The sequence below is a fragment of the Kribbella sp. NPDC051718 genome (assembly GCF_040681515.1).
GTDB lineage: Bacteria > Actinomycetota > Actinomycetes > Propionibacteriales > Kribbellaceae > Kribbella.
Genome location: NZ_JBFAYZ010000001.1, coordinates 1217951 through 1242884, shown reverse-complemented (window position 1 = coordinate 1242884; position 24934 = coordinate 1217951). Strand labels below are relative to the sequence as shown.

At 68.1% G+C, this 24934-nt stretch carries 27 protein-coding genes; 15 read left to right on the top strand and 12 right to left on the bottom strand.

The window, feature by feature from the left end:
- The first annotated feature begins 49 nt into the window (after positions 1-49).
- Positions 50-841, top strand: coding sequence for an IclR family transcriptional regulator C-terminal domain-containing protein (locus tag AB0M15_RS06125; protein WP_363814392.1), 792 nt, complete (start codon positions 50-52; stop codon positions 839-841).
- A gap of 10 nt (positions 842-851) precedes the next feature.
- On the opposite strand, the gene AB0M15_RS06120 is transcribed toward AB0M15_RS06125, so the two are convergent.
- Positions 852-1430 carry a nuclear transport factor 2 family protein gene (locus AB0M15_RS06120; protein ID WP_363814391.1) on the bottom strand — a complete coding sequence of 193 codons (579 nt, stop codon included), beginning with the start codon at positions 1428-1430 and terminating at the stop codon, positions 852-854.
- Positions 1431-1537: 107 nt separating this feature from the next.
- On the opposite strand from AB0M15_RS06120, the gene AB0M15_RS06115 reads away from it, so the two are divergent.
- Positions 1538-1915 carry a helix-turn-helix domain-containing protein gene (locus AB0M15_RS06115; RefSeq protein ID WP_363814389.1) on the top strand — a complete coding sequence of 126 codons (378 nt, stop codon included), beginning with the start codon at positions 1538-1540 and terminating at the stop codon, positions 1913-1915.
- A gap of 52 nt (positions 1916-1967) precedes the next feature.
- Here the strand turns inward: AB0M15_RS06115 and AB0M15_RS06110 are convergent, their stop codons facing one another.
- Positions 1968-3023 (bottom strand): SIS domain-containing protein, encoded by a 1056-nt coding sequence (locus AB0M15_RS06110; protein ID WP_363814387.1) that lies wholly within the window; start codon positions 3021-3023, stop codon positions 1968-1970.
- A gap of 109 nt (positions 3024-3132) precedes the next feature.
- Between AB0M15_RS06110 and AB0M15_RS06105 the strand changes: the two genes are divergently transcribed.
- Positions 3133-3852: a GntR family transcriptional regulator gene (locus tag AB0M15_RS06105; RefSeq protein ID WP_132156117.1), complete on the top strand. Its 720-nt coding sequence runs from the start codon at positions 3133-3135 to the stop codon at positions 3850-3852.
- 163 nt (positions 3853-4015) lie between these two features.
- On the top strand, positions 4016-5041 hold the full coding sequence (fbaA, locus tag AB0M15_RS06100) for a class II fructose-bisphosphate aldolase (protein WP_363814385.1): 1026 nt from the start codon (positions 4016-4018) through the stop codon (positions 5039-5041).
- A gap of 28 nt (positions 5042-5069) precedes the next feature.
- On the opposite strand, the gene AB0M15_RS06095 is transcribed toward fbaA, so the two are convergent.
- On the bottom strand, positions 5070-5690 hold the full coding sequence (locus AB0M15_RS06095) for a TetR/AcrR family transcriptional regulator (RefSeq protein WP_363814383.1): 621 nt from the start codon (positions 5688-5690) through the stop codon (positions 5070-5072).
- Positions 5691-5764: 74 nt separating this feature from the next.
- On the opposite strand from AB0M15_RS06095, the gene AB0M15_RS06090 reads away from it, so the two are divergent.
- Together AB0M15_RS06090 and AB0M15_RS06085 are read left to right on the top strand one after the other, a co-directional pair.
- Positions 5765-6208 (top strand): nuclear transport factor 2 family protein, encoded by a 444-nt coding sequence (locus AB0M15_RS06090; protein ID WP_363814381.1) that lies wholly within the window; start codon positions 5765-5767, stop codon positions 6206-6208.
- A gap of 226 nt (positions 6209-6434) precedes the next feature.
- Positions 6435-7292, top strand: a complete 858-nt coding sequence (locus AB0M15_RS06085) for a TIGR03619 family F420-dependent LLM class oxidoreductase (RefSeq protein ID WP_363814379.1) — start codon at positions 6435-6437, stop codon at positions 7290-7292.
- A gap of 11 nt (positions 7293-7303) precedes the next feature.
- Here the strand turns inward: AB0M15_RS06085 and AB0M15_RS06080 are convergent, their stop codons facing one another.
- A complete protein-coding gene (locus tag AB0M15_RS06080; protein WP_363814377.1) occupies positions 7304-8368 on the bottom strand; it encodes a type IV toxin-antitoxin system AbiEi family antitoxin domain-containing protein in 1065 nt (354 codons plus the stop codon).
- Positions 8369-8459: 91 nt separating this feature from the next.
- Complete coding sequence (locus AB0M15_RS06075; protein ID WP_164601105.1) at positions 8460-8909, bottom strand: HNH endonuclease; 450 nt, start codon at positions 8907-8909, stop codon at positions 8460-8462.
- 145 nt (positions 8910-9054) lie between these two features.
- Here AB0M15_RS06075 and AB0M15_RS06070 point away from each other — a divergent pair, with 145 nt between their 5' ends.
- The 3 genes from AB0M15_RS06070 (at position 9055) to AB0M15_RS06060 (ending at position 11607) form a co-directional block, all read left to right on the top strand.
- The gene (locus tag AB0M15_RS06070) at positions 9055-9462 is read left to right on the top strand and encodes a DUF3151 domain-containing protein (RefSeq protein ID WP_363814374.1); all 408 of its coding nucleotides are present in this window, start codon (positions 9055-9057) and stop codon (positions 9460-9462) included.
- 13 nt (positions 9463-9475) lie between these two features.
- The gene (locus AB0M15_RS06065) at positions 9476-10249 is read left to right on the top strand and encodes a 2-phosphosulfolactate phosphatase (protein WP_363814372.1); all 774 of its coding nucleotides are present in this window, start codon (positions 9476-9478) and stop codon (positions 10247-10249) included.
- A gap of 125 nt (positions 10250-10374) precedes the next feature.
- Complete coding sequence (locus tag AB0M15_RS06060; RefSeq protein WP_363814370.1) at positions 10375-11607, top strand: MFS transporter; 1233 nt, start codon at positions 10375-10377, stop codon at positions 11605-11607.
- Here AB0M15_RS06060 and AB0M15_RS06055 read toward each other — a convergent pair.
- The gene (locus AB0M15_RS06055; RefSeq protein ID WP_363814368.1) at positions 11598-12419 is read right to left on the bottom strand and encodes a helix-turn-helix transcriptional regulator; all 822 of its coding nucleotides are present in this window, start codon (positions 12417-12419) and stop codon (positions 11598-11600) included. The genes AB0M15_RS06060 and AB0M15_RS06055 overlap by 10 nt on opposite strands.
- An 89-nt stretch (positions 12420-12508) precedes the next feature.
- Here AB0M15_RS06055 and AB0M15_RS06050 point away from each other — a divergent pair, with 89 nt between their 5' ends.
- A complete protein-coding gene (locus AB0M15_RS06050) occupies positions 12509-13000 on the top strand; it encodes a VOC family protein (RefSeq protein ID WP_363814366.1) in 492 nt (163 codons plus the stop codon).
- A gap of 367 nt (positions 13001-13367) precedes the next feature.
- Positions 13368-14660 (top strand): adenylosuccinate synthase, encoded by a 1293-nt coding sequence (locus AB0M15_RS06045; protein WP_363814364.1) that lies wholly within the window; start codon positions 13368-13370, stop codon positions 14658-14660.
- Positions 14661-14729: 69 nt separating this feature from the next.
- Here the strand turns inward: AB0M15_RS06045 and AB0M15_RS06040 are convergent, their stop codons facing one another.
- Positions 14730-16754, bottom strand: coding sequence for a serine/threonine-protein kinase (locus tag AB0M15_RS06040; protein WP_363814362.1), 2025 nt, complete (start codon positions 16752-16754; stop codon positions 14730-14732).
- 139 nt (positions 16755-16893) lie between these two features.
- Here AB0M15_RS06040 and AB0M15_RS06035 point away from each other — a divergent pair, with 139 nt between their 5' ends.
- Positions 16894-17214, top strand: coding sequence for a DUF1330 domain-containing protein (locus AB0M15_RS06035; RefSeq protein ID WP_363814360.1), 321 nt, complete (start codon positions 16894-16896; stop codon positions 17212-17214).
- Here AB0M15_RS06035 and AB0M15_RS06030 read toward each other — a convergent pair.
- Positions 17207-18010, bottom strand: a complete 804-nt coding sequence (locus AB0M15_RS06030) for an alpha/beta hydrolase (protein WP_363814358.1) — start codon at positions 18008-18010, stop codon at positions 17207-17209. The two genes, AB0M15_RS06035 and AB0M15_RS06030, sit on opposite strands and share 8 nt — an antisense overlap.
- Positions 18011-18096: 86 nt before the next feature.
- Between AB0M15_RS06030 and AB0M15_RS06025 the strand changes: the two genes are divergently transcribed.
- Complete coding sequence (locus AB0M15_RS06025; RefSeq protein WP_363814356.1) at positions 18097-18723, top strand: TetR/AcrR family transcriptional regulator; 627 nt, start codon at positions 18097-18099, stop codon at positions 18721-18723.
- A gap of 50 nt (positions 18724-18773) precedes the next feature.
- Here AB0M15_RS06025 and AB0M15_RS06020 read toward each other — a convergent pair whose 3' ends face one another.
- Positions 18774-20843 carry a sialate O-acetylesterase gene (locus AB0M15_RS06020; RefSeq protein WP_363814354.1) on the bottom strand — a complete coding sequence of 690 codons (2070 nt, stop codon included), beginning with the start codon at positions 20841-20843 and terminating at the stop codon, positions 18774-18776.
- A gap of 213 nt (positions 20844-21056) precedes the next feature.
- Between AB0M15_RS06020 and AB0M15_RS06015 the strand changes: the two genes are divergently transcribed.
- The gene (locus AB0M15_RS06015) at positions 21057-21656 is read left to right on the top strand and encodes a DJ-1/PfpI family protein (RefSeq protein WP_363814352.1); all 600 of its coding nucleotides are present in this window, start codon (positions 21057-21059) and stop codon (positions 21654-21656) included.
- Here the strand turns inward: AB0M15_RS06015 and AB0M15_RS06010 are convergent.
- The gene (locus tag AB0M15_RS06010) at positions 21642-22775 is read right to left on the bottom strand and encodes an SAM-dependent methyltransferase (RefSeq protein WP_363814350.1); all 1134 of its coding nucleotides are present in this window, start codon (positions 22773-22775) and stop codon (positions 21642-21644) included. The genes AB0M15_RS06015 and AB0M15_RS06010 overlap by 15 nt on opposite strands.
- A gap of 60 nt (positions 22776-22835) precedes the next feature.
- Entirely contained in the window at positions 22836-23402 is a 567-nt protein-coding gene (locus AB0M15_RS06005) for a TetR family transcriptional regulator (RefSeq protein WP_363814348.1), read from the bottom strand.
- 39 nt (positions 23403-23441) lie between these two features.
- Between AB0M15_RS06005 and AB0M15_RS06000 the strand changes: the two genes are divergently transcribed.
- Positions 23442-24215: an SDR family NAD(P)-dependent oxidoreductase gene (locus AB0M15_RS06000; RefSeq protein WP_363814346.1), complete on the top strand. Its 774-nt coding sequence runs from the start codon at positions 23442-23444 to the stop codon at positions 24213-24215.
- Between the two features lie 6 nt (positions 24216-24221).
- Here the strand turns inward: AB0M15_RS06000 and AB0M15_RS05995 are convergent, their stop codons facing one another.
- Positions 24222-24923, bottom strand: coding sequence for an SDR family oxidoreductase (locus tag AB0M15_RS05995; RefSeq protein WP_363814344.1), 702 nt, complete (start codon positions 24921-24923; stop codon positions 24222-24224).
- Positions 24924-24934 lie beyond the last annotated feature (11 nt).

Below are 24934 nucleotides of genomic sequence, written 5' to 3'. Positions count from 1 at the left end.
TAGGATTTCGCTCAGCGAAAGATTCTTCTTTCAACGAAAAGGCTAGCTCATGGTTGGTGATGCGTCTACAAGCTCGGGCGGCACGTTCCTGCAGGGGCTGGAGCGTGGGCTGGCCGTGATCCGCGCGTTCGACGCCGAGCAGCCCTCGCTGACGTTGAGCGAGGTGGCCCGGGAGGTCGGCATCACGCCGGCGACCGCACGGCGGATCCTGCTGACGCTGGAGGAGCTCGGGTATGTCCGGAGCGACGGGCGGCGGTTCTCACTCACGCCGCGCGTGCTGGCTCTCGGCTGGGCCTACCTGTCCTCGCTGGACCTCGGCGACATCGCCGGGCCGTACATGGAGGAGCTGAGCCTCAAGACCCGGGAGTCCTGCTCGATAGCGACGCTTGACCTGCCGGACATCGTGTACGTCGCCCGCGTACCCACCAGGCGGATCATGACCGTCGCGCTGGGCGTGGGTGCGCGCCTACCGGCGTACGTGACCTCGATGGGGCGGGTGCTGCTGGCCGACGCGCCTGCAGGCGAGCTGTCGGCGTACCTGGTGGCCCTGGAGCCGGAGGCGATGACGGAGCACACCGTGACTTCGGTGGCTGAGCTGGGGGAGCTGATCAAGCAGGCGGCGGTTGACGGCTATGCGCTGGTCGACCAGGAGCTGGAGCTGGGGCTGCGGTCGATCGCAGTACCGATCAGGGATTCGCGTGGCCGAGCCGTTGCCGCTCTCAACGTCTCGGCGCACGCGTCCCGCTCCACCCGTGCGTCGTTGCAATGCGAAGTACTGGAGCCGCTGCTGGACTGCGCCGACCAGATCGGTACTGCGCTGCGCCGGCGCGGGCGGATCTAGCTTTGTCTAGCTAGCCGAGACCGATCTGGGTGAAGAAGGTCTGGTTGTCCCAGAACAGGTACTCCTCGTCCATCGTGTTGCGCTTGTTCCAGATGCCGACGGTGGCCATCGGGAGCGAGTAGGCCTTGCCGGTCGGCTGGATGAAGCCGCCCTTGCCGTCGGGCATCGGCTTGGTGAAGGTCCCCAGCATGTTGCCGGTGACCGCGGTCAGCTGGCCGTTGGCGAGCCGGAAGGGGTGCTCCTCGATCCGGGTGTCCGGCGCCCAGACGAACAGCGCGGCCAGGTCGGCGATGTGCTTGTCGATGCCGTCGGTGAAGTGCCCGTCGGGCCAGTGCGCCCGGATGTTGCGGGCGTGGCTCTCGTGCAACCGATCCCACTTCTGGCCGGTGAAGATCTCGAAGTCCAGCTCGTCGAAGATCTTCAGGTGCTTGCGCTCGGCGGCAGTCAGGTTGGCCGGGAAACCGTCCCAGCCGCCGTGCCCTTCGGCGGCGCCGTAAGCCAGCTCACTGCCGCTGCTCACCGCGGCCAGCGCCAGTGCGCCGAAGCCCGCCGCGCTGCTGTTCCGGATCAGAGAACGTCGATCGATCATCTGGGTCGCATCCTTCGGTGGAGGTCTGGAGTCACTTTTAGATACTGCTCTCCAGAAGGTACTACAACCTTCAAGTAACTGGTACCCGGCAGCGGTACTCTGGTGGCATGGCTGACGAGGTGGAGTACGACGTCTTCGGCGCCGCCTGCCCGTCCCGGCCGGTGCTCGAGGATGTGACCGGTCGCTGGGGGGCACTCGCGCTAGGCGCTCTCGCCGACGGCCCGATGCGCTTCAACGAGCTGCGTCGGCGGGTCGAAGGGGTCAGCCAGAAGATGCTGGCTCAGTCCCTGCAGGCGCTCGAACGCGACGGCCTGGTGATCCGGGAGGTCCAGTCGACGTTCCCGCTGAAGGTCGAGTACAGCCTCACGCCGACCGGCGAAGTACTGGCCGCCAAGCTCCTCGACCTGATCGGCTACCTGACCAGCAGCATGCCCGGCATCCTCGACGCCCAGCACTCCTACGACCAGTCCCGCGCCGAAGCCTGAACGACAAAACTCCCGCCACCCTTGTGGGTGACGGGAGTTTTCTGGGTGAAGGTCAGTCGGTCTGGGTGACCTTGCGGAGGCCGCGGGGGGCGTCGGGGTCGAGGCCGAGTTTGCGGGCCAGGGCCTCGATCGCGCGCTGGGCCGGGATGATCAGGGCCAGCGGGGCGAGCGTCTCGGGCAGGTCCGGGCCGGCCAGGTTGACGTCGCAGAGCGAGGCGAAGCGGGCGTCGCCGCCGATGCCGAGGATCTTGCTGCCCTTCTCCCGGACGATCGCGGCCAGCTCGGTCATCCCCGGCAGTGCGGGGCCTTCGCCGGCCGCGACCAGGATGGTGACCAGGTCGGAGTCGACGACGGCGATCGGGCCGTGCTTGAGGTCGGCGTACGAGAGGCCACGGACCGGCTGCAGGCAGGTCTCCTCCAGCTTGAGGGCGACCTCGAGCGTCGTACCGAAGGTCAGGCCGCGACCGCTGGACAGGACGTCGTGGGCGCCGGCGAGCAGGTCGGCGGCGGCGTCGACCGAGCCTTCGAGCATCTTGGCGGCCGCCTCGGGGACGCGGGCGATGTCGGCGTCCAGGGTGCCCGGCTTCTGCGCCAGCGCGTCGACCGCGACGGTGATCGCGGCGAGCTGGGTGGTGTAGGTCTTGGTGGCCGGGACGGCCAGCTCCTTGCCGGCCTGGGTGATCAGCGCGACGTCGGCCACCGAGACCAGGGGGCTGTCGCCGTCGTTGGTGATGCCGACGATCGCGGCGCCGTTGCGCTTGGCCCACTCGGCCGTGTCGACGATCTCCTGGGTGGCGCCGGACTGGCTGACCGCGACGACGAGCGAGTTCGACAGGTCGAGGTTGGCGCCGTACAGGGTGGCCACCGACGGCGCGGCCAGGGAGGCCTGCCGGCCGGCGTGGATCTCGGTCAGGTAGCGGCCGTACACGCCGGCGTTGTCCGACGACCCCCGGGCCACGAAGATCACGTGCCGGCGGCCGGCGGCCAGCCGGGTGATCTCGTGCCGCAGCGGCAGCACGTGCTCGAACGTCGCGGCCAGCGCGGCCGGCTGCTCGGCGATCTCGCGTGCCATCTGGGTGGCAGGGACGGGGACGGGCGTTGACACCACGACGATCACTGGTCCTATCTGGTCTTAACAGGTATGCTGCGCACGATAGCAGTGAGCGGTGAATCGGGGCACCCCCGACTTCCGCCGAGGTCTGGAGGATCGAGTTTCGATGGTGGCGACCAAACGGGCCCAGGTCCGATCGGTACTGGAACGGCTGATCGACGTCGAGCTGCACCCGGGCGACCCGATCCCTTCCGAGCGGGCGCTGGTGGACAAGCTGAACGTCTCCCGGGTGACCGTCCGGCAGGCGATCAGCGACCTGGTCGAGTCCGGCGCGCTGGAGCGGGTGCACGGCAAGGGGACCTTCGTCACCGGCCCGCAGGTCGACTCCCAGTTGCACCTGACCTCGTTCTCCCGCGAGATGCGCGCCCGTGGCCTGGAGCCTGGCACGGTCGTCTTGTCGGCGACCGAGATCGAGGCCTCCGACGAGACCGCGAAGGGCCTGCGGGTCGCCAAGGGCACCAAGGTGATCCGGGTCGAGCGGCTGCGCACGGCCGACGCGTCGCCGATGGCCTACGAGGTCGGCTACTACCCGTCCGCGCTCTTCCCCGGCCTGCTCGGCCGCGAGCTCGGCACCCTGTACGACGTCTTCGCCAGCGAGTACGACGTCGTCGTCACCTCGGGTGAGCAGACCGTCCGGGCGGACAACGCCGACGGCCATGTCGCCCGGGTGCTCGGCGTGGCCAGGCGGGCACCCCTGCTGGTCCTCGAGCGCACGACCTTCGCCGGCCGCAAGGTGGTCGAGCTGTCCTGGTCGGCGTACCGGGCCGATCGTTATCGGCTGCACATGGCCCTCACGCCGCGGGGTCCGCGGTCGGGGTCCGCGTAACAAACTGGATCGGTCCTGTTCATCAACTGGTCTGTTCCCCTGCTGTTCGCTCCCCGGTCACCTGGCCGGCTCAGCAGGCGGGCCGCCTCGTCCGACGAAGTGTGCGGCGGCAATACTGGAGCTCAACCCACATGGAACTTTGCTGTGAGGAGTACCGCGAGACATGCCTATTGCCACCCCTGAGGTCTACGCCGAGATGCTGGACAAGGCGAAGCAGAACGCCTTCGCCTACCCGGCCATCAACGTCAGCTCCTCGCAGACGCTGACCGCCGCGATCCGTGGTTTCGCCGAGGCGGGCTCGGACGGCATCGTCCAGGTCTCCACCGGCGGCGCGGAGTACCTGTCCGGCTCGACCGTCAAGAACATGGTCAGCGGATCGGTCGCGCTGGCGGCGTACGCGCACGAGGTCGCGAAGAACTACAACGTGAACATCGCGCTGCACACCGACCACTGCCCCAAGGACAAGCTGGACGGCTTCGTCCGGCCGCTGCTGGAGATCTCCGCCGAGCGGGTCGCGCGCGGCGAGAACCCGCTGTTCCAGTCGCACATGTGGGACGGCTCGGCCGTGCCGCTGGACGAGAACCTGGAGATCGCCAAGGAGCTGCTGGCCAAGGCCGCGGCGGCGAAGATCGTGCTGGAGATCGAGGTGGGTGTCGTCGGCGGTGAGGAGGACGGCGTCGCCAACGAGATCAACGACAAGCTCTACACCACGGTCGAGGACGGCCTGGCCACGGTCGAGGCGCTCGGCACCGGCGAGCACGGCCGGTACCTGACCGCCCTGACCTTCGGCAACGTGCACGGCGTCTACAAGCCGGGCTCGGTCAAGCTGCGCCCGGAGATCCTGAAGGACATCCAGGACGCGGTCGGCGCCAAGGTCGGCAAGGACCGCCCGTTCGACCTGGTCTTCCACGGCGGCTCGGGCTCGACGCTCGAGGAGATCCGCGCGGCCGTCGACCACGGTGTGATCAAGATGAACGTCGACACGGACACGCAGTACGCGTTCACCCGTCCGGTCGCCGGTCACATGTTCGCCAACTACGACGGCGTGCTGAAGATCGACGGCGAGGTCGGCAACAAGAAGGCCTACGACCCGCGCGCCTGGGGCAAGGCAGCCGAGGCCGGCATGGCCGCCCGGGTAGTAGAGGCCTGCGAAAACCTCCGCTCCACCGGCACCTCGCTCCTCGCGTAGTACCTGTTTTTTCTGGAAGGGCTCGCCGTCAGGCGGGCCCTTCCAGCTTTTGGCGGGCTGCTTGGACGAGTGCTTGGGCTGCCCAGACCATCGTGTCGAGGGCTTCGGCGGGTTCGAGGCCGACGGCGTCTCGGGTGGCGATGAGGGCTTCGACTCCCCAGACCAGCATCACCGCGTTGACCAGCCGGGTGAAGTCCTTCGGCGGTAGCTCGTCGACCAGTGGGCGCAACGCCAGTTCGACGCCGTCGCGGCGGGCGGTGGACCGTACCGGCACCATCTCGCCGCCGGCCTCCCACTGGGCGAACCAGCGCTCCTGCGTCATCTGGAACACGCTCCGCCAGACCGGCTCGTCCGCGAACTGCAGTCCGGTAATCGTCCGGATCAGCAACTCGACCCGGACCAGCGGATCGTCGCCGGCGTCGGCCAGTACGTCTTCGAAGCTCGGGAAGTCGCGGGTCGCCCAGGTCGACCCGTCGTCGCGCAACGACTTCGGATTCGGGAAGTACCGGTACGCCGTGGCGACCGAGATCCCCGCCTTCTCGGCCACCTGCTGCACGGTCGGCGACTCGCCGCCGTCACGAACCATCGTCAGGTACGCGTCGATGAGCGCCTGCCGGGTGCGCTGCTTCTGCTGCTCACGGCCTGTCATCGAACCCCTTGACGTGAGAATGATTTCTCATGATGATAAACCTATCGCATAATGACGAACCCTGGGGGATCGCAATGACACCAGCTGAGATGGACGCCGTCCTCGACCGGCACTTCGCCGGTGAGGCCGCCCACGATCTGGAGGCCACGCTCGCCACTCTGACCGAGGACGTCGAGCATGACGTCGTCGGCCTCGGCGTACGTAAGGGACATGCCGAGGTGGCGCCGCTCTACCAGGCGTTGTTCGACGGCGCGACTGACGAGATCTACGAGCCGATCCGGCGGATGTACGGCGACGACTTCATGGTCGACGAGGTGATGATGACGCAGACCGTCGTCGGCGACCTGTACGGCGTACCGGGTAACAACACCGTGGTCACCGCCCGGCTGCTGCATGTGCTCGAGTTCCGCGACGGACTCATCAGCCGCGAGAACGTCTGGATGGACACCGGCACCATCATCGCCCAACTGACCGCGGCCAACGCCGCAACCCAGGCCGCTGCTGAGTCCGGGGCCTGATGAGTTCATATCGGGTGACCTTCTCGACCCGGCCGTCGCCGAACCGCTCCGGCGGCAGTCGCACGGCCGGCGCGTACCGGGTCCTCCGCAACCCACCCACCGACAAACCGCACCCCACCAAACCCCCGACCCGCCAGCGGTGGCTGCTCGAACATCGTGAACCCTGATCGCCTCCATCGGAAATGATCGCTATTCATGAACCCCTGCCCTTTCTACGGTGGGGGACATGACATCGCTCAAATCTGCCGTCTGGATCCCGTTGTTCGACGAGCTGGCCGATCCGCGGGTGGTCGCGTCGCTGGCCGCGGCCGCTGAGGAGGCGGGCTGGGACGCGTTGTTCGTCTGGGACCACGTGCGCTGGCGCTCCCCGGTACGCGCGGTCGCCGACCCCTGGGTCGCCCTCACCGCCGCGGCGATGGTCACCGAGAGACTCCGCCTGGGCCCGATGGTCACCCCCCTTGCTCGCCGGCGCCCGGCGGTCCTCGCCCGGCAGACCGCGTCCCTCGACGTATTGAGCGGTGGTCGCCTGACCCTCGGCGTCGGCATCGGCGCCGACCGCTTCGGCGAAGAGTTCAGCCGCTTCGGCGACGAGCCCGACGACCGGGTCCGCGCCGCGATGACAGACGAATCCCTGGACATCCTCCGAGCCGCCTGGACGGGCGAACCGGTCCACCACCACGGCAACCACTACACCATCGACGACGTCGAGTTCCTCCCCAAACCACCTCAGCCCGATGGCATCCCCATCTGGATCGCAGGCTTCCCCGGCAACCTCCGCCCCCGCCGTCGAGCAGCCCGCTACAACGGCTTCTTCCCCGTCAACCTGACCTCTCCCGACCAACTGGCCGAAGCAGTAGCAGCAGTACAAACCTTCCGCACCGAAGCCGCCACACTGCCGGCCGATCCGGGCGCGACGTCGGCCGGGGCGGTTGCGCCGTACGACTTTGCGGTTGCTCTGGAGCCGGACGTCGACCCCGCGCCCTACGTCGCGGCGGGTGCGACCTGGTGTCTCACCGAGTTCGACCCGCACTCCGTCACGCAGGCGGAGGTGGCAGCGGTGATTGCCGAAGGCCCCTTCAGATAGGCGACGGGGAGTCAGCTGGGTTGGTCTGGGGTGGCGGTGGAGAGGTAGAGGTGCGAGCGCCGGAAGGCTGAGCGAGGGCGGCGTTGTCGGGTGGGGTCGAAGAGGTGGACGCCGGTTTGGCGGGCGGCTCGGGCGAAGGTCGATCGGAGTTGGTCGACGACGGTGCGTGGGGTGTCGAGGTCGTGCCAGGAGATGAAGCAGTACTCCAGTGGCTCCGGTGGATCGGGGTCCACCGACGGGCTGGCACCGAATGCGCGGTCGGCGGCGTCCGTCGCGTAGTCGTCGAATTCCTCACTCCAGAAGGGAAAACGAGGCTCGAACTCAACCACCGTCCGCTGGTCCGGGAACCAGAGCGCGCAAGCCAGATCGACCAGCTGGTCATCAGACATCGGCGGTGCCGAGGAGGACGGCTTCGGCAACCCCGCCTCCGCCAGGATCAACCGAAGCCGAGACTCAGCCACCGACGCCGACTCAGTACAAGCCAACTCGAAAACCCGCAACGCACGAGCAAGCGGCCCGTCCACGTCGCCGAGGAGGTGGGTGGCGGAACGTTTTAGGGAGGGGAGGGTGGCTAGGCCGGCGTAGAGGGTGGCTTCGGTTAGGGCTACTGCGGGGGCGAGGGGAGCGGTGGCGGCTACCTCGGCTACGGCTCGGGCTGGGGTGGTCAGGCGGAGTTTGTTCCAGGTGGTGATGCCGGGGCCGATGGGGTCTCGGACGTGGTGGTGGGTGCCAGGGGGATGCGGGCCAGGATGGGCTGTGCGGGTGGTGAGGTGAAGGGTGGTCAGGTCCAGGCCCCAGAGGGGGAGGGCGTGGAGGGCTGCGGCTGATTGGTGGCTGGCGATGAGGCCGGGGTCGCCGCGGCGTAGTACCTGGAAGAGGCGGCGGACGTGGAGCATGGCGTCGTCGACCAGGGTGAGGGTCTGGTGCGGGGCATACGTGCCCGGCCGGATCCGGCGCCAGCCGCCGGTGTCCAGCAGGGAGTCGATGTCAGGGTCGGGGTAGCCGCACGCGCGCGCATCGGCTCGCGTGAAGACCCCGCCGCGGATGTGCGTCATCACGCTGAGTTGTGGGTTCATACCCAAGAAGGTGCACCGGACACCGCCCCGGATCCGCGACTACTTCAAAGCTGTGGACAGCCGACCGGTGAGAGGGCATAAAAATAGCCCGTCATGTTTGTATGACGAGCTCGGCGCGGGTTGGTACCCAGGGTTGCCACAGGAGCGGCATATTGGCCTCGGACGGCGTCCGGTTGCCTTTGCGCTCGTTGCACGAGGCGTGGGCGGCGACCGCGTTCAACCACTCCGTCCGGCCGCCTCTGGACCTCGGTTGGACGTGATCCATCGTGTCGGCGTTGGCCAGGCCGCAGTACGCGCAATGGAACTTGTCCCGCCGCAGCACGCCGTGCTTGCTGTACTTCATCCGGCCGGCGGCATACCGCCAGTGCGTGACCACGTAGCGGACCAGGCGGAGCACTCTGGGCACCGGGAAAGGACCGATGGTCCGTTCGCCATGCGCCTCTTCGACCACTGCGACCTCGCGGACCAGCATCCGGATGGCGTGCTGGATCGACACGGTGTGCAGCGGCTCGTATGACGCGTTCAGGACGATCACGCTCATCCGGTGCCTCCTTCCGGCCGTAGCTGGGAACCACGGCGGTCTCGACGCAAGGTCTCAAGCATCCGTGGCCATCAGGTGAACGGTCAACGGATTTCGACAGACGGTCACGTGCCGGGATGGCGGCGTGATCGGCGAAGATGTGCTTATGGAATTGAACAATCTGCTATCAGGCCCACCCGAGACATTACTCCCCGTCGACCCCGCCGCTGCGGAACTCGCCGCCGGGGCCGCCGCAGTGGACCTCGCGGCCAAGTACCCGACCTCTTCGCTGGCCTGGTCGGTGCTCGCCGAGGAGGCCCTGAAGGAGGGCCACACGATCGAGGCGTACGCCTATGCCCGGACCGGCTACCACCGCGGTCTGGACTCGCTCCGCCGCAACGGCTGGAAGGGCCACGGGCCGGTCCCGTGGGAGCACGAGCCGAACCGCGGCTTCCTGCGCTGCCTGGCCGTCCTCGGCAAGGCAGCGGCGATCATCGACGAGAAGGACGAGGCCGAGCGCTGCAAGACGTTCCTGCGTGACTCGTCTGCCACCGCGGCCGACGTACTGGCTTAAGTAAGTTGTAGGGGTGACCAGCCCCTATGCACAGCAGGGATTCCGCGTCGGCTTCGACTGGGGACCGGCCGGCGCGGCCGCTGTTCCCGGCAGCATTGTGGCGGTGGTGGACATACTGTCATTCACCACCGCCGTCACGGTGGCTGTCGACGTCGGCATCGACGTGTACCCGTACCGCTGGCGCGACGAGACAGCAGTCGCGTACGCCGAACAGCACGACGCCGTACTAGCCGTAGGCCGGTCTCAACCCGGTATCACCCTCTCGCCGGTCTCGATCCGTCAGGCCCGGGGAGTGCGACGCCTGGTGCTCCCATCGCCCAACGGCTCCACCATCTCCCAGCAGCTCAGCGACAGCGGCTCTACTGTCGTCGCCGTCTCGCTGCGCAACACCTCCGCCGCCGTGGACTGGGTCGCTGCCCAGCTCGCCGCCGACCCGTCGCTGACCGTAGTGGCGATCGCTGCCGGTGAGAGGTGGAAGGACGGCTCGCTGCGCCCGGCAGTGGAGGACCTCTGGGGTGCCGGCGCGTTTCTGGCCGGCCTGGCTGACCGCGGGGTTGGCCCGCTGTCACCGGAGGCTCGGGCGGCCGCAGCGGCGTACAGGGAGGTGGTGGACGAGCTCCCGGAGGTGCTGCACGAGTGCGCTGGTGGGCGGGAGCTGACGGCGTACGGGTTCGCGGAGGATGTGGCGGTTGCGGCGGAGGTGGACATAAGCGGGCTCGTGCCGGTGTTACAAGGTAGTAGACTCAGCGAGTCATCAAAACCCTCGAGGTTCTGCCCGGTGACATAGCCGGCAGGCGGCGTGCGTCCCCGCTTCCTGCCGAACTTGGACGGTTGTAGGCGGCAACGACGGATCGGCGTAGTAGGACGCCCACGGTCAGGTCACCGCCCCGCCGGGCAGCGGAAGGTACTACCGTGCCGGCACTCACCGGACGGATCCGCACGCCCCAAAAGACTGCGCAGAAGACCGCGCAGCAGACAGAGAGCGGCTACCGAGTCGCCCTGCGCACCCCGGGAGCGTTGAAGTTCTACCTGGCCGCCGCACCAGCGCGGATCGGCATCGCCATGACCGGCCTAGGCATCGTCTGGCTGGTCCACGGCTCCACCGGCTCGTACGCCGTAGCAGGCGCAGTAACCGGCGGCTTCGCCGTCGCCGAAGCAGTAGGCGGCCCACAGGTAGCCCGGCTGATCGACCGCTACGGCCAACCCCGCATGCTCCCAATCACCCTGCTGCTCCACACCATCGCGATAGCGCTGCTCATCGCCCTGACACTGGCCGCCGCGCCGCTGTGGATGCTCGTACTTGCCGGGGTGCTCGCCGGAGCATCGCTACCCCAGATCGGCGCCCAGACCGCCGCCCGCTGGTCGCACGCACTCCGGGGAGTCCCGGCCCTCTCCTCCGGCTTCGCCTTGGAGTCACTGGGCACAGGCCTGGCCTTCCTGGTTGGCCCGGCGCTCATCGGCACAGTCAGCGCCCTGGTGTCCCCGGTAGCCGGCTCAATCCTCGCGACGACCCTGGTGGTCGGCGGCGGCCTGTCCCTGGCGGTGCAACGCAGTAGTGCGCCGCCACCGACTGCCGGGGTACGTGCTGAAGGCTCAGGACGCCTGCTGACCAAGGGATTCCTGGCGCTCGCCGGCACCAACGTCGGCGTCGGCCTGTTCTTCGGCAGCATGCAAGTCTCGGTGACTGCCTTCGCTGTCGGCAGGGACTCGGCCTCGCTCGCCGGACCGCTCTACAGCATCACCAGCCTGATCAGCCTGGCGGCCGGTATCGCCTACGGAGCAAGGCGTTGGCGCATGCCTGCCCGGACCCAGTTCGTGGCCGCCATGGCGATCCTGTTCGTCACAACCTTGCCGTTGCTTGCTGCAGACACCCCATTGGCGCTTGCGCTCGCGCTGGCTTTGCCTGGGTTGGCGTTGGCGCCTATTCAGGTGTTGGCGTCGGTGCTGGTTGAGTCAGAGGTGGAGCCTGCGGTGCTGACGCAAGCCTTTACCTGGTTGAACTCCGGGAGTGCGGCCGGCATCGCGATGGGGGCGGCGGTAGCTGGTCGGGCGGTGGATACGCATGGCTCGCAGCTGGGGTTCGCGCTGGCGATCGCGGCGACGCTGGTCGCCACCGGGATGGCTGTTGTGGTGCGTCAGCGGTAGGTGATTTGGGATTCTGCTGCGGCTCGGGTCGCGTATTCGGCGGGGGTCAGGCCGATCTGTTCCTTGAACTCGTGGGAGAAGTGGGCCTGGTCGAAGTAGCCGAGGGCGGTGGAGAGGGTGGCCAGGTCGGTCAGTTCGCCGCGGGCGAGGAGGTCGGCGCCGTCGTGGAGGCGGTAGCGGCGGAGGACCCACTTGGGTCCGACGCCGACATACCGGCGGAAGAGGCGTTGGAGTTTGCGGATGGGGAGGTCGAAGCGTTCGGTGACCTGGTCCACCCGGGTCAGGTCGCGGTCCTCGCTCATCGCCGCGATCACCGCCCGGACCAGCTCGTACTGCGCGTCCGCCGCCACCAGGTGATCGGACAGGAACGCCTCGAAGACGGCCCGGCGGCGGACGTCGTCCGGCTCCGCGAAGACCAGGTCGGCCAGCCGGTCGGCGTCGTCGAACACCTCGCGCAGGGGCAGCACCTCGTCGCGGAACGAGCCGACATCCAGCCCGGTCATCGCGCCGAACCCGCCGGCCCAGAACTTCACCCCGAAGGCACGCCCCGGCCCGACCAGCTCCCGCTCGAACTTGCGGGTGCAGACCCCGTTCACGAAGGCGCCGCCCGGCTCCTCGAACGTTACGTTGACGCACGGATACGGCAGCACCTCGGCCACGTACGGCTCTTGGAGGTCCCACTCGACGATCCAGTACCACTCCACGAACCGGTCGATGCCGGGGCTCGGAAGGAGCCTGCTCAGGCTCCGGTGCCGGGCCTGCTCGCGGGGATGCAGGATGCCGCGCTCGCTGTCGTACGGCTGCCTGGACACGCCCCCAAACCTACGACAGTCCACCGACAGAAACCTGCCTGTCGCGTTCTTACAAGACCCGGCCCAGCCGGCTCGCGAAGACTGCGGGTATGACGACGAACAAGGTGAATCCCATCCCGGCCGGCTACCACTCGCTCACCCCGTACCTGGCCGTCTCGGACGGTCCGAAGGCGATCGAGTTCTACTCGGACGTGTTCGGGGCGGAGGTGGTCAGCCGGCAGGACCTGCCTGACGGGCGACTCGGCCAGGCGGAGCTGAAGTTCGGCGACTCGATGCTGCAGCTGAGCAACGAGATGCCGCAGATCGGGCTGCAGGCGCCGACCGGCGAGTGGGTGCACTCGTCGCTGGTGCACTACGTACCGGACGTGGACGCGACCTTCGCGAAGGCGATCGAGGCCGGCGCCCGCCAGGTGGAGGCGGTCCAGACGTTCATGACCGGAGACCGCTTCGGCACGATCATCGACCCGTTCGGCCACCGCTGGGCGATCATGACCAAGGTCGAGGACGTCACCCCGGAGGAAGCCGACCGGCGGATCAAGGAGTGGTTGGCAACCAACCCCGAAGGCCTCGACGCGGACTGATTCGACGCCCCGGGCAACGAGCTTGAGCGTTTGTGAATGGACCGGAATCCCTTGTAGGCATGAAGAAAGCGGCCCGCCGGAACCGTCCCCTGCGGCAGTTTCGGCGGGCCGCTGACTAAGAGTGTGCACGTGATCACGGAAAATGGCAACCCGTCGTGGTGAATTGCGCGCTCGGTGTCACGTGTTGCCCACGCCGACGAGCAACTACGTGGTAATGCGCAGTTCCGGTAGGGTTGGGTCGCAAGAGCCTGGACGCGTCACCGAAGCGAAGCTTTGGTGAACCGTGCCCGGGCTTCACCGTTTCTAGCGGCCGGCCACCGAACGGCGACGATGCCGTCCGGGCCGACGCGTGAAGAGGAGGGCTGAGATGCCCGCAATCGTGCTCGTCGGCGCCCAGTGGGGCGATGAGGGCAAAGGCAAGGCGACCGATCTGCTCGGCAACACCGGAGCGACGATCGACTACGTGGTCAAGTTCAACGGCGGCAACAACGCCGGCCACACGGTCGTGATCGGGGACGAGAAGTACGCCCTGCACCTGCTCCCGAGCGGAATCCTGACTCCGGGCGTCACCCCGGTGATCGGCAACGGGGTGGTGGTCGACCTCAGCGTGCTGTTCGAGGAGCTCGACGCGCTGCAGGTCCGGGGGGTCGACACCTCCCGGCTGCTGATCAGCGCGAACGCGCACCTGATCCCGCCGTACAACCGGACCCTGGACAAGGTCGCCGAGCGATTCCTCGGCAGCCGGAAGATCGGTACCACCGGGCGCGGCATCGGCCCGACGTACGCCGACAAGATGAACCGGATCGGCATCCGGGTCCAGGACCTGTACGACGAGAAGATCCTCGAGCAGAAGGTCACCGGCGCGCTGGAGCAGAAGAACCAGCTGCTGGTGAAGGTCTACAACCGGCGCGCGGTGGAGATCGCCGAGGTGATGGACGAACTGCTCGGGTACGCCGAGCGCCTGCGCCCGATGGTCGCCGACACGCCCCTGCTGCTCGGCCGCGCCCTCGACGAGGGCAAGACGGTCCTGATGGAGGCCGGCCAGGCGACGCTGCTGGACGTCGACCACGGCACCTACCCGTTCGTCACGTCGTCCAACGCGATCTCCGCGGGCGCCTGTACCGGCTCGGGCATCCCGCCGACCCGGATCGATCGCGTGATGGCGGTCGTGAAGGCGTACACGACGCGTGTCGGCGAGGGGCCGTTCCCGACGGAGCTGCTGGATGCCGACGGCGAGTGGCTGCGGCAGCAGGGGTTCGAGTTCGGTACTACGACCGGGCGGCCGCGACGCTGTGGCTGGTACGACGCGGTGATCGCCCGGTACGCGGCGCGCATCAACGGGGTCACCGACTTCGTGCTCACCAAGCTGGACACGTTGACCGGGCGCGAGAAGATCCCGGTCTGCGTTGCGTACGAGGTGAACGGCGTCCGGTACGACGAGATGCCGATGACGCAGACCGACTTCCACCACGCGACCCCGGTCTACGAGGAGTACGACGGCTGGAGCGAGGACATCACCGGCTGCCGGACCTTCGAGGACCTGCCGAAGAACGCGCAGACCTACGTGAAGGCGGTCGAGGCGCTCAGCGGCGCCCCGATCTCCGCGGTCGGCGTCGGGCCGGAGCGCTCCCAGATGGTCATCCTGGACAACCGCTTCTGACCGCTGCACCCCAGCCGGTCGTCGATCGGCTGGGGTTGCCGCTTGTACGCCGTATTGCCTCGCGCGGCGTCAGCCGTTGCCGATGATGGGCAGGTCCCGGACGATCGGCCAGTCGCCGATGTCGCCGAGGCCGGGGCGGTTGGGTAGCTCGGGCGCGGTGATCGGCTGGCGGGCCCAGGAGGCGCCGTTGCCTGCCGCCGCGTCCTTGAAGGTGAGCGCGGCCGCGCCGATCAGGATGGCGGCGATGAGCAGGCTCAGCCAGGCGGGGCGGAAGGCTTTGCGGAGGGTGATCTTGGTGCCGCGCCGCAAGGAAGTACCACCTGGTCCCCACCATGCGGTGAACAGACCGGCGATACCGCCGGCGCCGAAGCCGACCGCGGACAGCGGCACCCAGTCGAGGCCGTGGGTGTTGGCGGCGCCGACGGTGACGATCCCGCCGACGATGAAGCCCATGATGACCGGCAGGATCAGGCAGAAGACGGTGATGAGCGCGGCCGCGAGCAGGTGCATCGGGCTGGCGGCGACTGCCACCAGTCCGTCCGACTTGCCGCGACCACCGCGGACCTGACGGCGGCGCATGATCGCCGTACTACCGCGGTCGACCGTCCGTGCGAGAGCAATCAGCAGTGCGGCCACCAGTACGCCGAAGCCCGGCGTGTACGCGATCAACCCACCCAGCGCCACCATGAACCCGACCACCAGCACCGACCGAGCCACCTGCTGGTCACCCGACGGCGGCACATCAGCCCTCGATACCGGCACAGCAGCATCTCGCCGAGCAACCTCCTGCCCCCGATATGCCTGCGGTTGAGGCTGCGGCTGGTACGGCTGCTGCACCGGGTACTGCGGCTGCGCCGGGTACTGCGGTTGGTATGCCCCAGGCTGATACCCCTGGTAGTTCAGCGGCATCCCCGCAGGCGCAGCAGCAGTAGGCGTAGGACTGTAGGTCGCCGGATGAACCGGCACGCCGGCGGGGCCGCCGGCCAGGGCTGCGCCTCCAGCGCCTGCTGCTGCGGCAGCGGCGGCCTTCTTGGCTTTTTGTTTGGCGGCTACGTCGCGGAGCATGTCGCGGGCCGGGGCGAAGGCAGAGAGCGGCGGGATCACCGGTGGTACGAGCTGTGCAACCTCGGCTGGGTTGTGGTCGCCGACTGGTGCGGCGGCTGCTTCGTCTTCTGGCATGACTCGGGTCATCACCGCGGTTGGTGGGGTGATGAGGGCGGTCTTCGGTGGCTGCTCAGTGTGGGGGTTGGGGATCAGGGCGTCGCGGCCCTCGGCGTAGCGGTTCAGGCCGGCCATGATCTCCGCCTGGGTGGGACGGTCGCGGCGGTCGGGGGAGAGAGCTGCAGCGAGCAGTGGCTTCAGGCGGGGGTCCAAGCCCTCCAGATCCGCCTGGCCGCTGTGTACGCGATGCAGTACGACCTCGAAGGGCCCTTTGCCGAAGGGACGGCGGCCAGTAGCCGCGTAGGCGACAGTGGCTGCCCAGCCCCACCAGTCGGCCGACTCGGAGACCATCTCGCCCTCGATGAGTTCCGGCGCGAGGTAGCCGGGCGTACCGATCACCAGGCCGGTCTGGGTGAGGCGGAGGTCGTCGGCCGCCTGGGCGATGCCGAAGTCGATCATCACCGGCTTGCCGTTGAACATCATCACGTTGCCCGGCTTGAGGTCGCGGTGCACGACCCCCACCTGGTGGATCGCCTGCAGCGACTCCGCCAGACAGCCGGCCACCGGCAGCCAGCGCTGCGGCGTCAGCGGCCCGCGCTCGTCCACCTGCTCGTCCATCGGGCGCCCCGGGACGAATCGCGTCACCAGGTACGGCCGGTCGCTGTGCAGGTCGTGGTCGAGAATCCCTGCGACACCAGGGTGGTTCACCTTCTGCAGGGTCGTCGCCTCGCGCTGCAGCCGGGCCCGCGCGGTCGGGTCGTGCGCGACGTGCGCCCGCAGCACCTTGAGCGCTACCTCTTTGTGTTCAGGCCCTTCCGCCAGGTAAACGACACCCATGCCGCCTTGCCCGAGCCGCCGGATCAACCGGTACGGACCGATCCGCTCCTCCATCACCTCCGTGGGTGTCGAAGGCTGTCCCCCTGTACCTGACATGGCATCCACCGTACGTCGAGACCAGCCCAACCGCTGTCCCGCGACGGAGTCCTTTCGCTATGACCTCGGACGTAATCGTCCTCGAGCACGTTCCGTCCGACCCTGGTCTCATCCGAAGGAACGAGAAGGAGACCGGCCGATGACGCACTACGCGATCGCGAACCTCACCAACGTCCGGCTGTGCGCCGGGATCATCGAGTATCTCGAACGGATCGACGCCACCCTGGCCCCCTTCGACGGGCACTTCATCGTGCACGGCGGCGTACCGGAGCACGTCGAGGGGGAGTGGCAGGGGACGTTGATCGTGATCGAGTTCCCCGACTACGAGCACGCGCGCGGCTGGTACGACTCCGCGGCGTACCGGGAGATCCTGCCGCTGCGCACCGACAACTCCGACGGCGTCACGATGCTCCTGGCCGGTGTCGGCCGTGAGCACCTGGCCACCGACGTCCTCAGCTGAAGAACCGCAGCAGCACCGGCGCGATCACGTCAGCCGCGACGTCATGCGTCTGACCAGGCAGTACTTCGAGAGTGGCCGCCGGCAGCACCTTGGCCAGCAACTGGTCGCCCTCGATGATGGAGGCGTCGGTGGCGTCTCCGTACGCGACGAGCGTCTCCGTTGCGATCCCGGCGTACCGGTCGAGCGTGGAGGGGTCGCCTGACATGGTCTTGCCGACGATGGCGCCGTCGTTGGCGATGGTGTGCGCGATCTCCAGCATGGTCGGCCAGAACGGGCTCTCGGTGATACCGCCGAGGTACTCCTCGGGCATGCCGACCGCCTTGGTCAGGAAGATCTTCGCGGCGTCGTCCCGGCGCCCCTCGGCGACCGCGGTCTGCAGCTGGGCGACGTAGTCGTCAGGCAGCGGCGGGCGGACGTCGGAGACGATGAACGGCGGCTCGTAGACGGCCAGCTTGGTGATCGGCAGCCCAGCGCGGGCGGCCTCCAGGGCAAGGATCCCGCCCGACGAGATGCCCCAGACCGCGGCGGATCCGCCGGCTGCCTCGATGATCGCGGCCAGGTCGGCCAGCTCGTCGTCGTACGGCGTGGTCGAGGCGTCGTTCCAGCCGCTCTCGCCCCGGCCGCGGCGGTCGTAGGTGTAGACGGTGAAGGAGCCGGACAGCAGCTCCGCGATCTGCCCCGAGGTCGGGTTGAAGGCGCGGAAGGCGGTGGCGCCGTCGACCAGGATCACGGCCGGGCCGGAGCCGACCTGCGAGTAGCCGAGCTCGGTGCCATCGGACGAACGAACAGTGGACATCGGATTCTCCTCACGATTTGAGTACTGAACCGTACCGTACCCAGAAGAGTACGGTACTGTCTAGTACTGGCGAAAGGAGACGACCGATGCCAGAACTCACCGCCCGCGCGGCACTCAAGCGCGAGCAGATCCTGGACGCCGCGCTGGAGGCGTTCCTGGAGAACGGTTACGTCGGCGCGAGCATGGACCAGGTCGCGGCCACCGCGTCGGTGTCGAAACAGACCGTCTACAAGCAGTTCGCCGACAAGGAACATCTGTTCCGGGCCCTGATCGTCGCGATCAGCGACCGGGTCGAGGACCCCTTCGCCGAGATCGGCCGCGAGGTCGCCGAGGCCGACGACATCGACGACGCCGTCCGCCGGCTCGCGGACGCCTTCGTCGGCGGGATCATGACCGAGTCCGTGCAGCAGATGCGCCGGCTGGTGATCGCCGAGGCGGCCCGCTTCCCCGACCTCGGCCAGGAGTACTGGAACCGCGGCTTCGGCCGGGTCCTCCCGACCCTGGCCGCCTGCTTGGAGCGGCTCGCCGACCGCGGGCTGCTCAGCATCAAGGATCCGGTGATCGCCGCCAATCACCTGGCCGGCCTGCTGTTGTGGATCCCGAGCAACCGGGTGATGTTCTTCGGCCGGATGGACGCGAACTCACCCGAGGAGCTCGCCCATTTCACCGAAGTAGGCGTCGAGGCGTTTCTCGCTGCATACAAGAAGAAGTAGTACTGGCGCGGCCAATGCCTCGGGGCGGAGGGCACCGGCCGCGCCCGGCTTCAGGTGACTGGCAACGTGAAGGCGAGCAGACCCGTCCCAGTGGCGTTGGTGATCCAGGGCCCGGCACCGTTGTGCCCCTGGTAGGTCAGGGCGGTCACACCGGCCGCCGGCCCGGACAGAGTCAGTACGAGCTTCCCGCCGGCCTGGTAGGCCACAGACGACACAGCAACCGCCGCACCATCCACCCGGAAGTCAGCAGCCACCCCTGCATCAACAGTCAGCACATCGCTCGACCGCAGCTGTACTACGAGTTGCGACCCGCTAGCACTAACGCTGGAAGGGTTAGGCGGCGCCACCCCAACGCTCGGCCCACCGTAAAGATCCCTGGCCAGCACCGCGAACGTATGGTCGCCCATATCGCGATACCCGCCCAGGTACGCGTAGTGGCACCCGTCATGCCCCGACAGCCCATTCGTCGAGAGCACTGTGACCCCTGCGGTGTCGCCAAGCTCCCGCTGCGCCTCCCGCAAGCTCATCGCAGTCGTGTTGCCGCAAGGCGCGGTGCGCACCTGGTAGACGTAGTACCGAGCAGCACTCCCGAAGTCAGATCGCCAGTCCTGCAGCAAGGCGGTGAAGCCGGCGATGTGCACCGGAGCGTTGTCGTTGTCCGACTCGCCCTGGTACCAAAGCACACCCTTCACCTGGTTGATCACACCAGCAGAGGTCAGGCGCTGGCGAAGCCTTCCGTAGTTGGTGGTGACGTCATCGGGGTTCGCGTCGTTGCGCTGGAAGAAGCTGATCGGTTGGCCGCCGTGTGCTCCGTTGATGAGCGCCACGGGCACCTTGTAGGTGTCGACGATCCGCCGGCCCATCCGGATCGCCCACTGCCCGATCGAGCCGGACTGATTGGTTACGTCACCAGTCGCGTAGTGCCAGACCCGGTCGGCGCCCGAGATGCTGGGGTTCGAGGTCGGCGAGCCGTAGCTGCGCAGGTACTCGGATTCCTCCGCGTTGGCAGCGCCGTTGTACTTCGCCGCCTCCGAGTTGGACTGTCCCTGCACCACATAGACATCACCGGAGACCACACTGTCGCGCCGAGTCACTACCCGGTCCAAACCGGGACCAGTGGCACGCACCTCGAAGCTGTACTCCTGCAGGCCCGCCTTGATCCTCGGCGTGAACCGGAAGCTGCTCGACGAAGAGCTGTAGGTGTCGGTATGGCCGTTGCTGCTCACTCGCAGCTGCACCCGGCGTACCCGGGGATCGGTGACCCGCCCGGCCACCGGCACCGTCGAGCCGCCCTTGGCGTCGCGCGGGATCAGCTGGCGATCCTGCGGCGACTCGCTGAGCGCCACGACCGCAGTACGGACGTACGCGGTGAAGCGGCGTTGGGAGTAGCGGTTCGCGTTGTTGGCGAAGGTCCAGTCCGGTTGACCGGCGAGGTTGGTGCCGATGCCGAGGGACAGCGTGCTGTTGTCCGACTCGGTGAACGTGTTGATCGCGAAGACCTGCTTGGCGGCGAGGTTCGACGGCCGGGTCGGCCCGATCTGGGCGACCTGGAACGAGCCGTAGCCGAGCGGTGAGGTCGGGTTGTCGTCGACGTCGAAGGTGATCGGCGACGCGTTCGAGACCTGGGTGCTGGCGCTCTCCTGGTACTGGTTCGGCCACATCTCCAGGTAGCCGGTCTGGCCGGTACCACTCGTCACGCTGGGCACGTTCGACTGGACGTCCAGGTCGCTGACCCGCTGCCGGACGAGTTCACCAGGCCTCGTCGGCAGCCCGATCCGCCTTGCGTCTGTGGAGAACGGCTCCATGGCCGTCCATACCCATTGCGGCCCATCTGGCCCGTTGAGCTCGACGCAGTAGCCGACCCGGTCGAAGTTCGCGCCGATCTCGGCGGTCCGGTCGAGGCTGTACGGCGGGGTCTCGTTGAGCCAGCCTGCCTGCTGTGGGACGTCCAGCTGGAGGACCAGAGTGAAGCCCGTCGCGGCAGCGTCGCAACCGGTCGCGGCCGCGAGTCCGGAGGAGGTTGCGGCTGCCGGTGCCACCACCGCCTGCAGGGTGGCAGTGGTGGCGATCAGCGTGGTGGCGATGGTGACGATCGAGCCGGCGTTGACGCGTCGAGGCATGGGCGGACCTCCATGGGCGGGATGTCTCCACCATGGGTAGCGGGTCGCTCACCCTTCGTGCGAGCTTTCTGCGCCCAGCGGTCCGATCCCTGCGCCCAGCGGTTGTCACTACCATTTTCTGTGCGCCGGTGTTCGAGCCTGTTGGCTGGAATCTAGCGAACGATGTCTATCGAGCCACTTCCGCTGTGGCGGCGGTCACGATGAGCTGGTTCCATGCGAATCGAGATCCTGGTGTTCGACGGTGTGGACGAGATGGACGTGATGGGCCCGTTCGAGGTCTGGAGCCACGCGTCCCGGCGACCGGAGTTCGAGCTGGCCTTGGTCGGGCTCGACGGCCCGGCCGAGGTGACCGGCCTGCATGGCCTGCAGTTCAAGGCGCCGGAAGGACTCGGTACGCCGGACGCGCTGTTCGTCCCCGGCGGCGGCTGGATGAACCGCGCCGAGCGCGGGTCCTGGGCGCAACGCAACCTGCTGGCCCCGAGGATCGCCGAGGTCGCGCCACACACCCAGTGGATCGGCTCGGTCTGCACCGGCTCGATGTTGCTGGCCGAGGCAGGTCTGGTGAAGGGCCGGCCGGCGACGACGAACCGCGGCGCCTGGCACGAACTGGAGGCGTTCGGCGCCGACGTGAAGCACAACCGCGTCGTCGACGACGGCGACCTGGTGACAGCCGGCGGAATCACGGCCGGCATCGACCTCGCCCTGCACATCGTCGAGCGTGAGGTCTCGGCCGAGGTAGCGGATGGCATCGCCGCAACGGTGGAGTACGCCCGGGTCCGCGACGTCTGCCAGAGCGGATTACCTTCTGCGTAAGAGGATTCCGCGGCTGCCGCGTTTGCGGAGGTAGGCGCGGCCGCCGACGACCGCCTCGACTCGCGGGGTCACGAGATCGAGTTGCTGCTCGACCGACCACGCGGCCGGCCAGACCTGGTGCGCCAGGACCTCGGGGTCCATCGAGACGAACAGTCGGTCGGTGGGGAAGCGGTCGAGGAGGGTGAGGTCCTGGCCGTAGTACAGCATCTCGATCAGCAGGTACGCCGAACCCGTCAGCCGCCGTGTCGTCGTCAGCTCCTCGAAGCTGTGCGAGTGGATCCGGACGTCACCCTCGACGTTCTCGTGCAACCTCGCGAGGAAGACCGGATTCGGCTCGGTGGCGTCGACCGAGTAGCCGTCGGCGAGCAGCCGTCGAGTCAGTGCGCCTTCGCACGCGCCGACCTCGATGACCTGGCCGGCGGCCGGATCGAGATGCTCGCGCACCCAGGCCGCCGTCGCGTCCAGCCGCTCGATCTCGTACGCCGAAGTCGCGAACTCCCACGGATCGGGGACGATCGCCGCGTCCGAACTCATGCTGCCCATCAACGCGAACAGCCGGGCGCGCTCGTCGGCGCTCGCGTCGAAGAACCGCTCGACCGAGTGGAGCCGACGCGTCAGCAGGGCATTCTCGTCCTCCTCGCCCAACAGGAGCAGGTCGGCGCAGTGCGTGTTGACGAAGTCGAGCTTGGCGTCGATGAGTGGCTGGTCGAGCTGGACATCGAAGTCGGTCTTCCATTGGAGCCAGTGGCCGTCGCCGACCGCATGCCGCACCGCCGCCCGGCCTATGGCGGCAGCGAGGTCGAGCGCCCACCGGCTGCGGCTCGAGCGGGTGTCGGCAGGGGAGTGGGTCCAGATGGTCGCCGCGACGTCGCCCGTTTCGAGCGCGATCGCTTCGGCGGCGCTGCCCGGCGAGAACGGTTTCGCGCCCTCGCCGGACGTCTGCAGCAGGTCGGCCAACGGCGCCAGGCGGCCGGCGAGCGGGACTCCCGCCGGCAGCTTCAGATAGGCACCGCGGCCGGCGATGACCAGATGCACTTCGCGGCCGGAGCCCGGATCGAGAACGGAGAGGAAGTCCACCACGACGTCCTCGGGACGCGTCACCGCAACGACATCAATCATCACCAGCCATTTTACGCAAGAAGGCTACGAAAAGATGTCGCGCGCGTGTCGCGGAGTGGACTAGACCTTGAGTAGGGCGCTGACGGCGTCGGTGACGACCTTCCGGCGCTCGGTTGCGGAGGTCCGGCTGACCATCAGTGCGTACTCCGGGGTCATCCCCGCCCAGAGTGCCGCCAGGTGCAGGACCAGCCCGAGGAGCACGATCGGCTCGTAGTGCGACGGCAGCCGGCCGTCGGCCTGGGCCTGCGCAATCGCCTCGACCTTGTGCTTGTTGCTCGCCATGATCAGCTCGAGCGGGTCGTCGGCGGTCGACCGCTCCAGCCGGTACCAGGTCGCGAGCCGCTGGATCTCGGGGTCCTGCTCGTAGCGGTCGAACAGCTTGCCGGCGTACTCCGGCAGGTCGAGCGGATCGATCGGCGTCTCGCTGGTGGTGCCGACGACGATCTCGTTGAAGACCGCGTCGAACAGCCCGTCCTTGCTGCCGAAGTAGTGGTAGATCTGCGCCTTGTTCGAGCCGGACTCGGCCGCGATCCGGTCCACCCGGGCGCCGGCGATGCCGTACGCGCCGAACTCCTTGCGGGCCGCCGCCAGCAGCCTCTTCTTCGTCGCTTCCGCATCTCCGGCCATGCTCCAAGAGTAGCCGACTAACCGGATAGTTGACGGCTGGTGGCGACCGCCCGGCGGCCCGAGCAGCTCGACGATCTCGTCGCGCGGTACGGCGACCGGATCCGCGCGGTGAAGCTGGATGTGACCGACTACGCCGCCGCGCAGGACGCAGTACGGGTTGCGATGGAGGCGTTCGGGCGGCTCGATGTGGTGGTCGACAACGCGGGCTACGCCAACTTCGTGTCCGTCGAGGACATTCCGGTCGACGACTTTCGGGAGCAGATCGAGACCAACCTGTTCGGCGTCGTCAACGTCACCAAGGCCGCGCTCCCGACCTTCCGCGAGCAGGGCGCCGGGTACTTCATCCAGGTCTCGTCCGTCGGGGGCCGGGTGGTCGCGCCTGGACTGTCGGCGTACCAGGCGGCGAAGTGGGCCGTCGGCGGATTCTCCGGAGTGCTCGCCCGCGAGGTGAACCCGCTCGGGATCAAGGTGACGGTGCTCGAACCGGGTGGCATGTCCACCGACTGGGCCGGCTCGTCGATGAAGGTCTACCCGATCAGCGAGCCGTACGAGCAGTCGCTCGGCGCCCTGCGCGACGCCATGGACGGCGGCCTCACCGCCAGCGACCCGGACAAGGTGGCCCAGGTGGTTCTGCAGTTGGTCGAGCTCGACGAAGTACCGCAAAAGCTCTTGCTGGGCAGCGATGCCGTCACCGTCGCCGCCGCCTTCGAGCAAGCGCGCGCCGAGTCCGACGCCCAATGGATCGACCTCTCCCGTTCAACGGACCACGACAACGTCGCACCGGAGATGCTCGACCCACTGGGTCATCTCTGAGATCGGCTACTTCTTGAGTTCGGCGTAGACGTCGGCGAGGTCGCCGGCTGTCGAGGCCTTCGCCCAGCGGGCGGTGTCGTCGGCCAGTACTTCGTACGCGTTGGACTCGATGCCGTCGAGGGCCGCCTTGGCGACGTCGGCCGGGGCGGTCTTCGGGCCGGGGGCGTTGGCTGCCATGTCGGTGTCGACGTAGCCCATGTGCAGACCGGTCACGTTGATGCCGCGGTCCAGCACCTCCAGCCGCAGCGAGTTGCTCGCCAGCCAGAGTGCCGCCTTCGTCGCCGAGTACGCGCCGTGCCGGGCGACCCAGGACAGGGCCGAGTGGGCGTTCAGGATGTGGCCGCCGCCGTTGCGCTCGATCACCGGGACCAGCGCGCGGGTCAGGTTCAGCGGGGCGAAGAAGTTGATCTCGAAGACCTCGCGGAGCGTGTCGAACGGCACGTCCAGGTAGGTGTCCGGCGAGCTGCCGCCGGCGTTGTTGATCAGCACCGTGACGTCCTGCACCTGGGCGACCAGGGCGTCGACCGATGCCTGGTCGGTGGCCTCGAGCGGCAGGGGGACGACGCGCGGGTCGGTGCTCGGCTTCGGGCTGCGGGCGGTGGCATAGATCTTCTTCACGCCGCGGGTGAGCAGGTCGTCGACGAGTGCCTTGCCGATACCGCGCTGGCCGCCGGTGACGAGAACGACGGCGCCTTCGAGGGTGATCATGTCAGATGCTC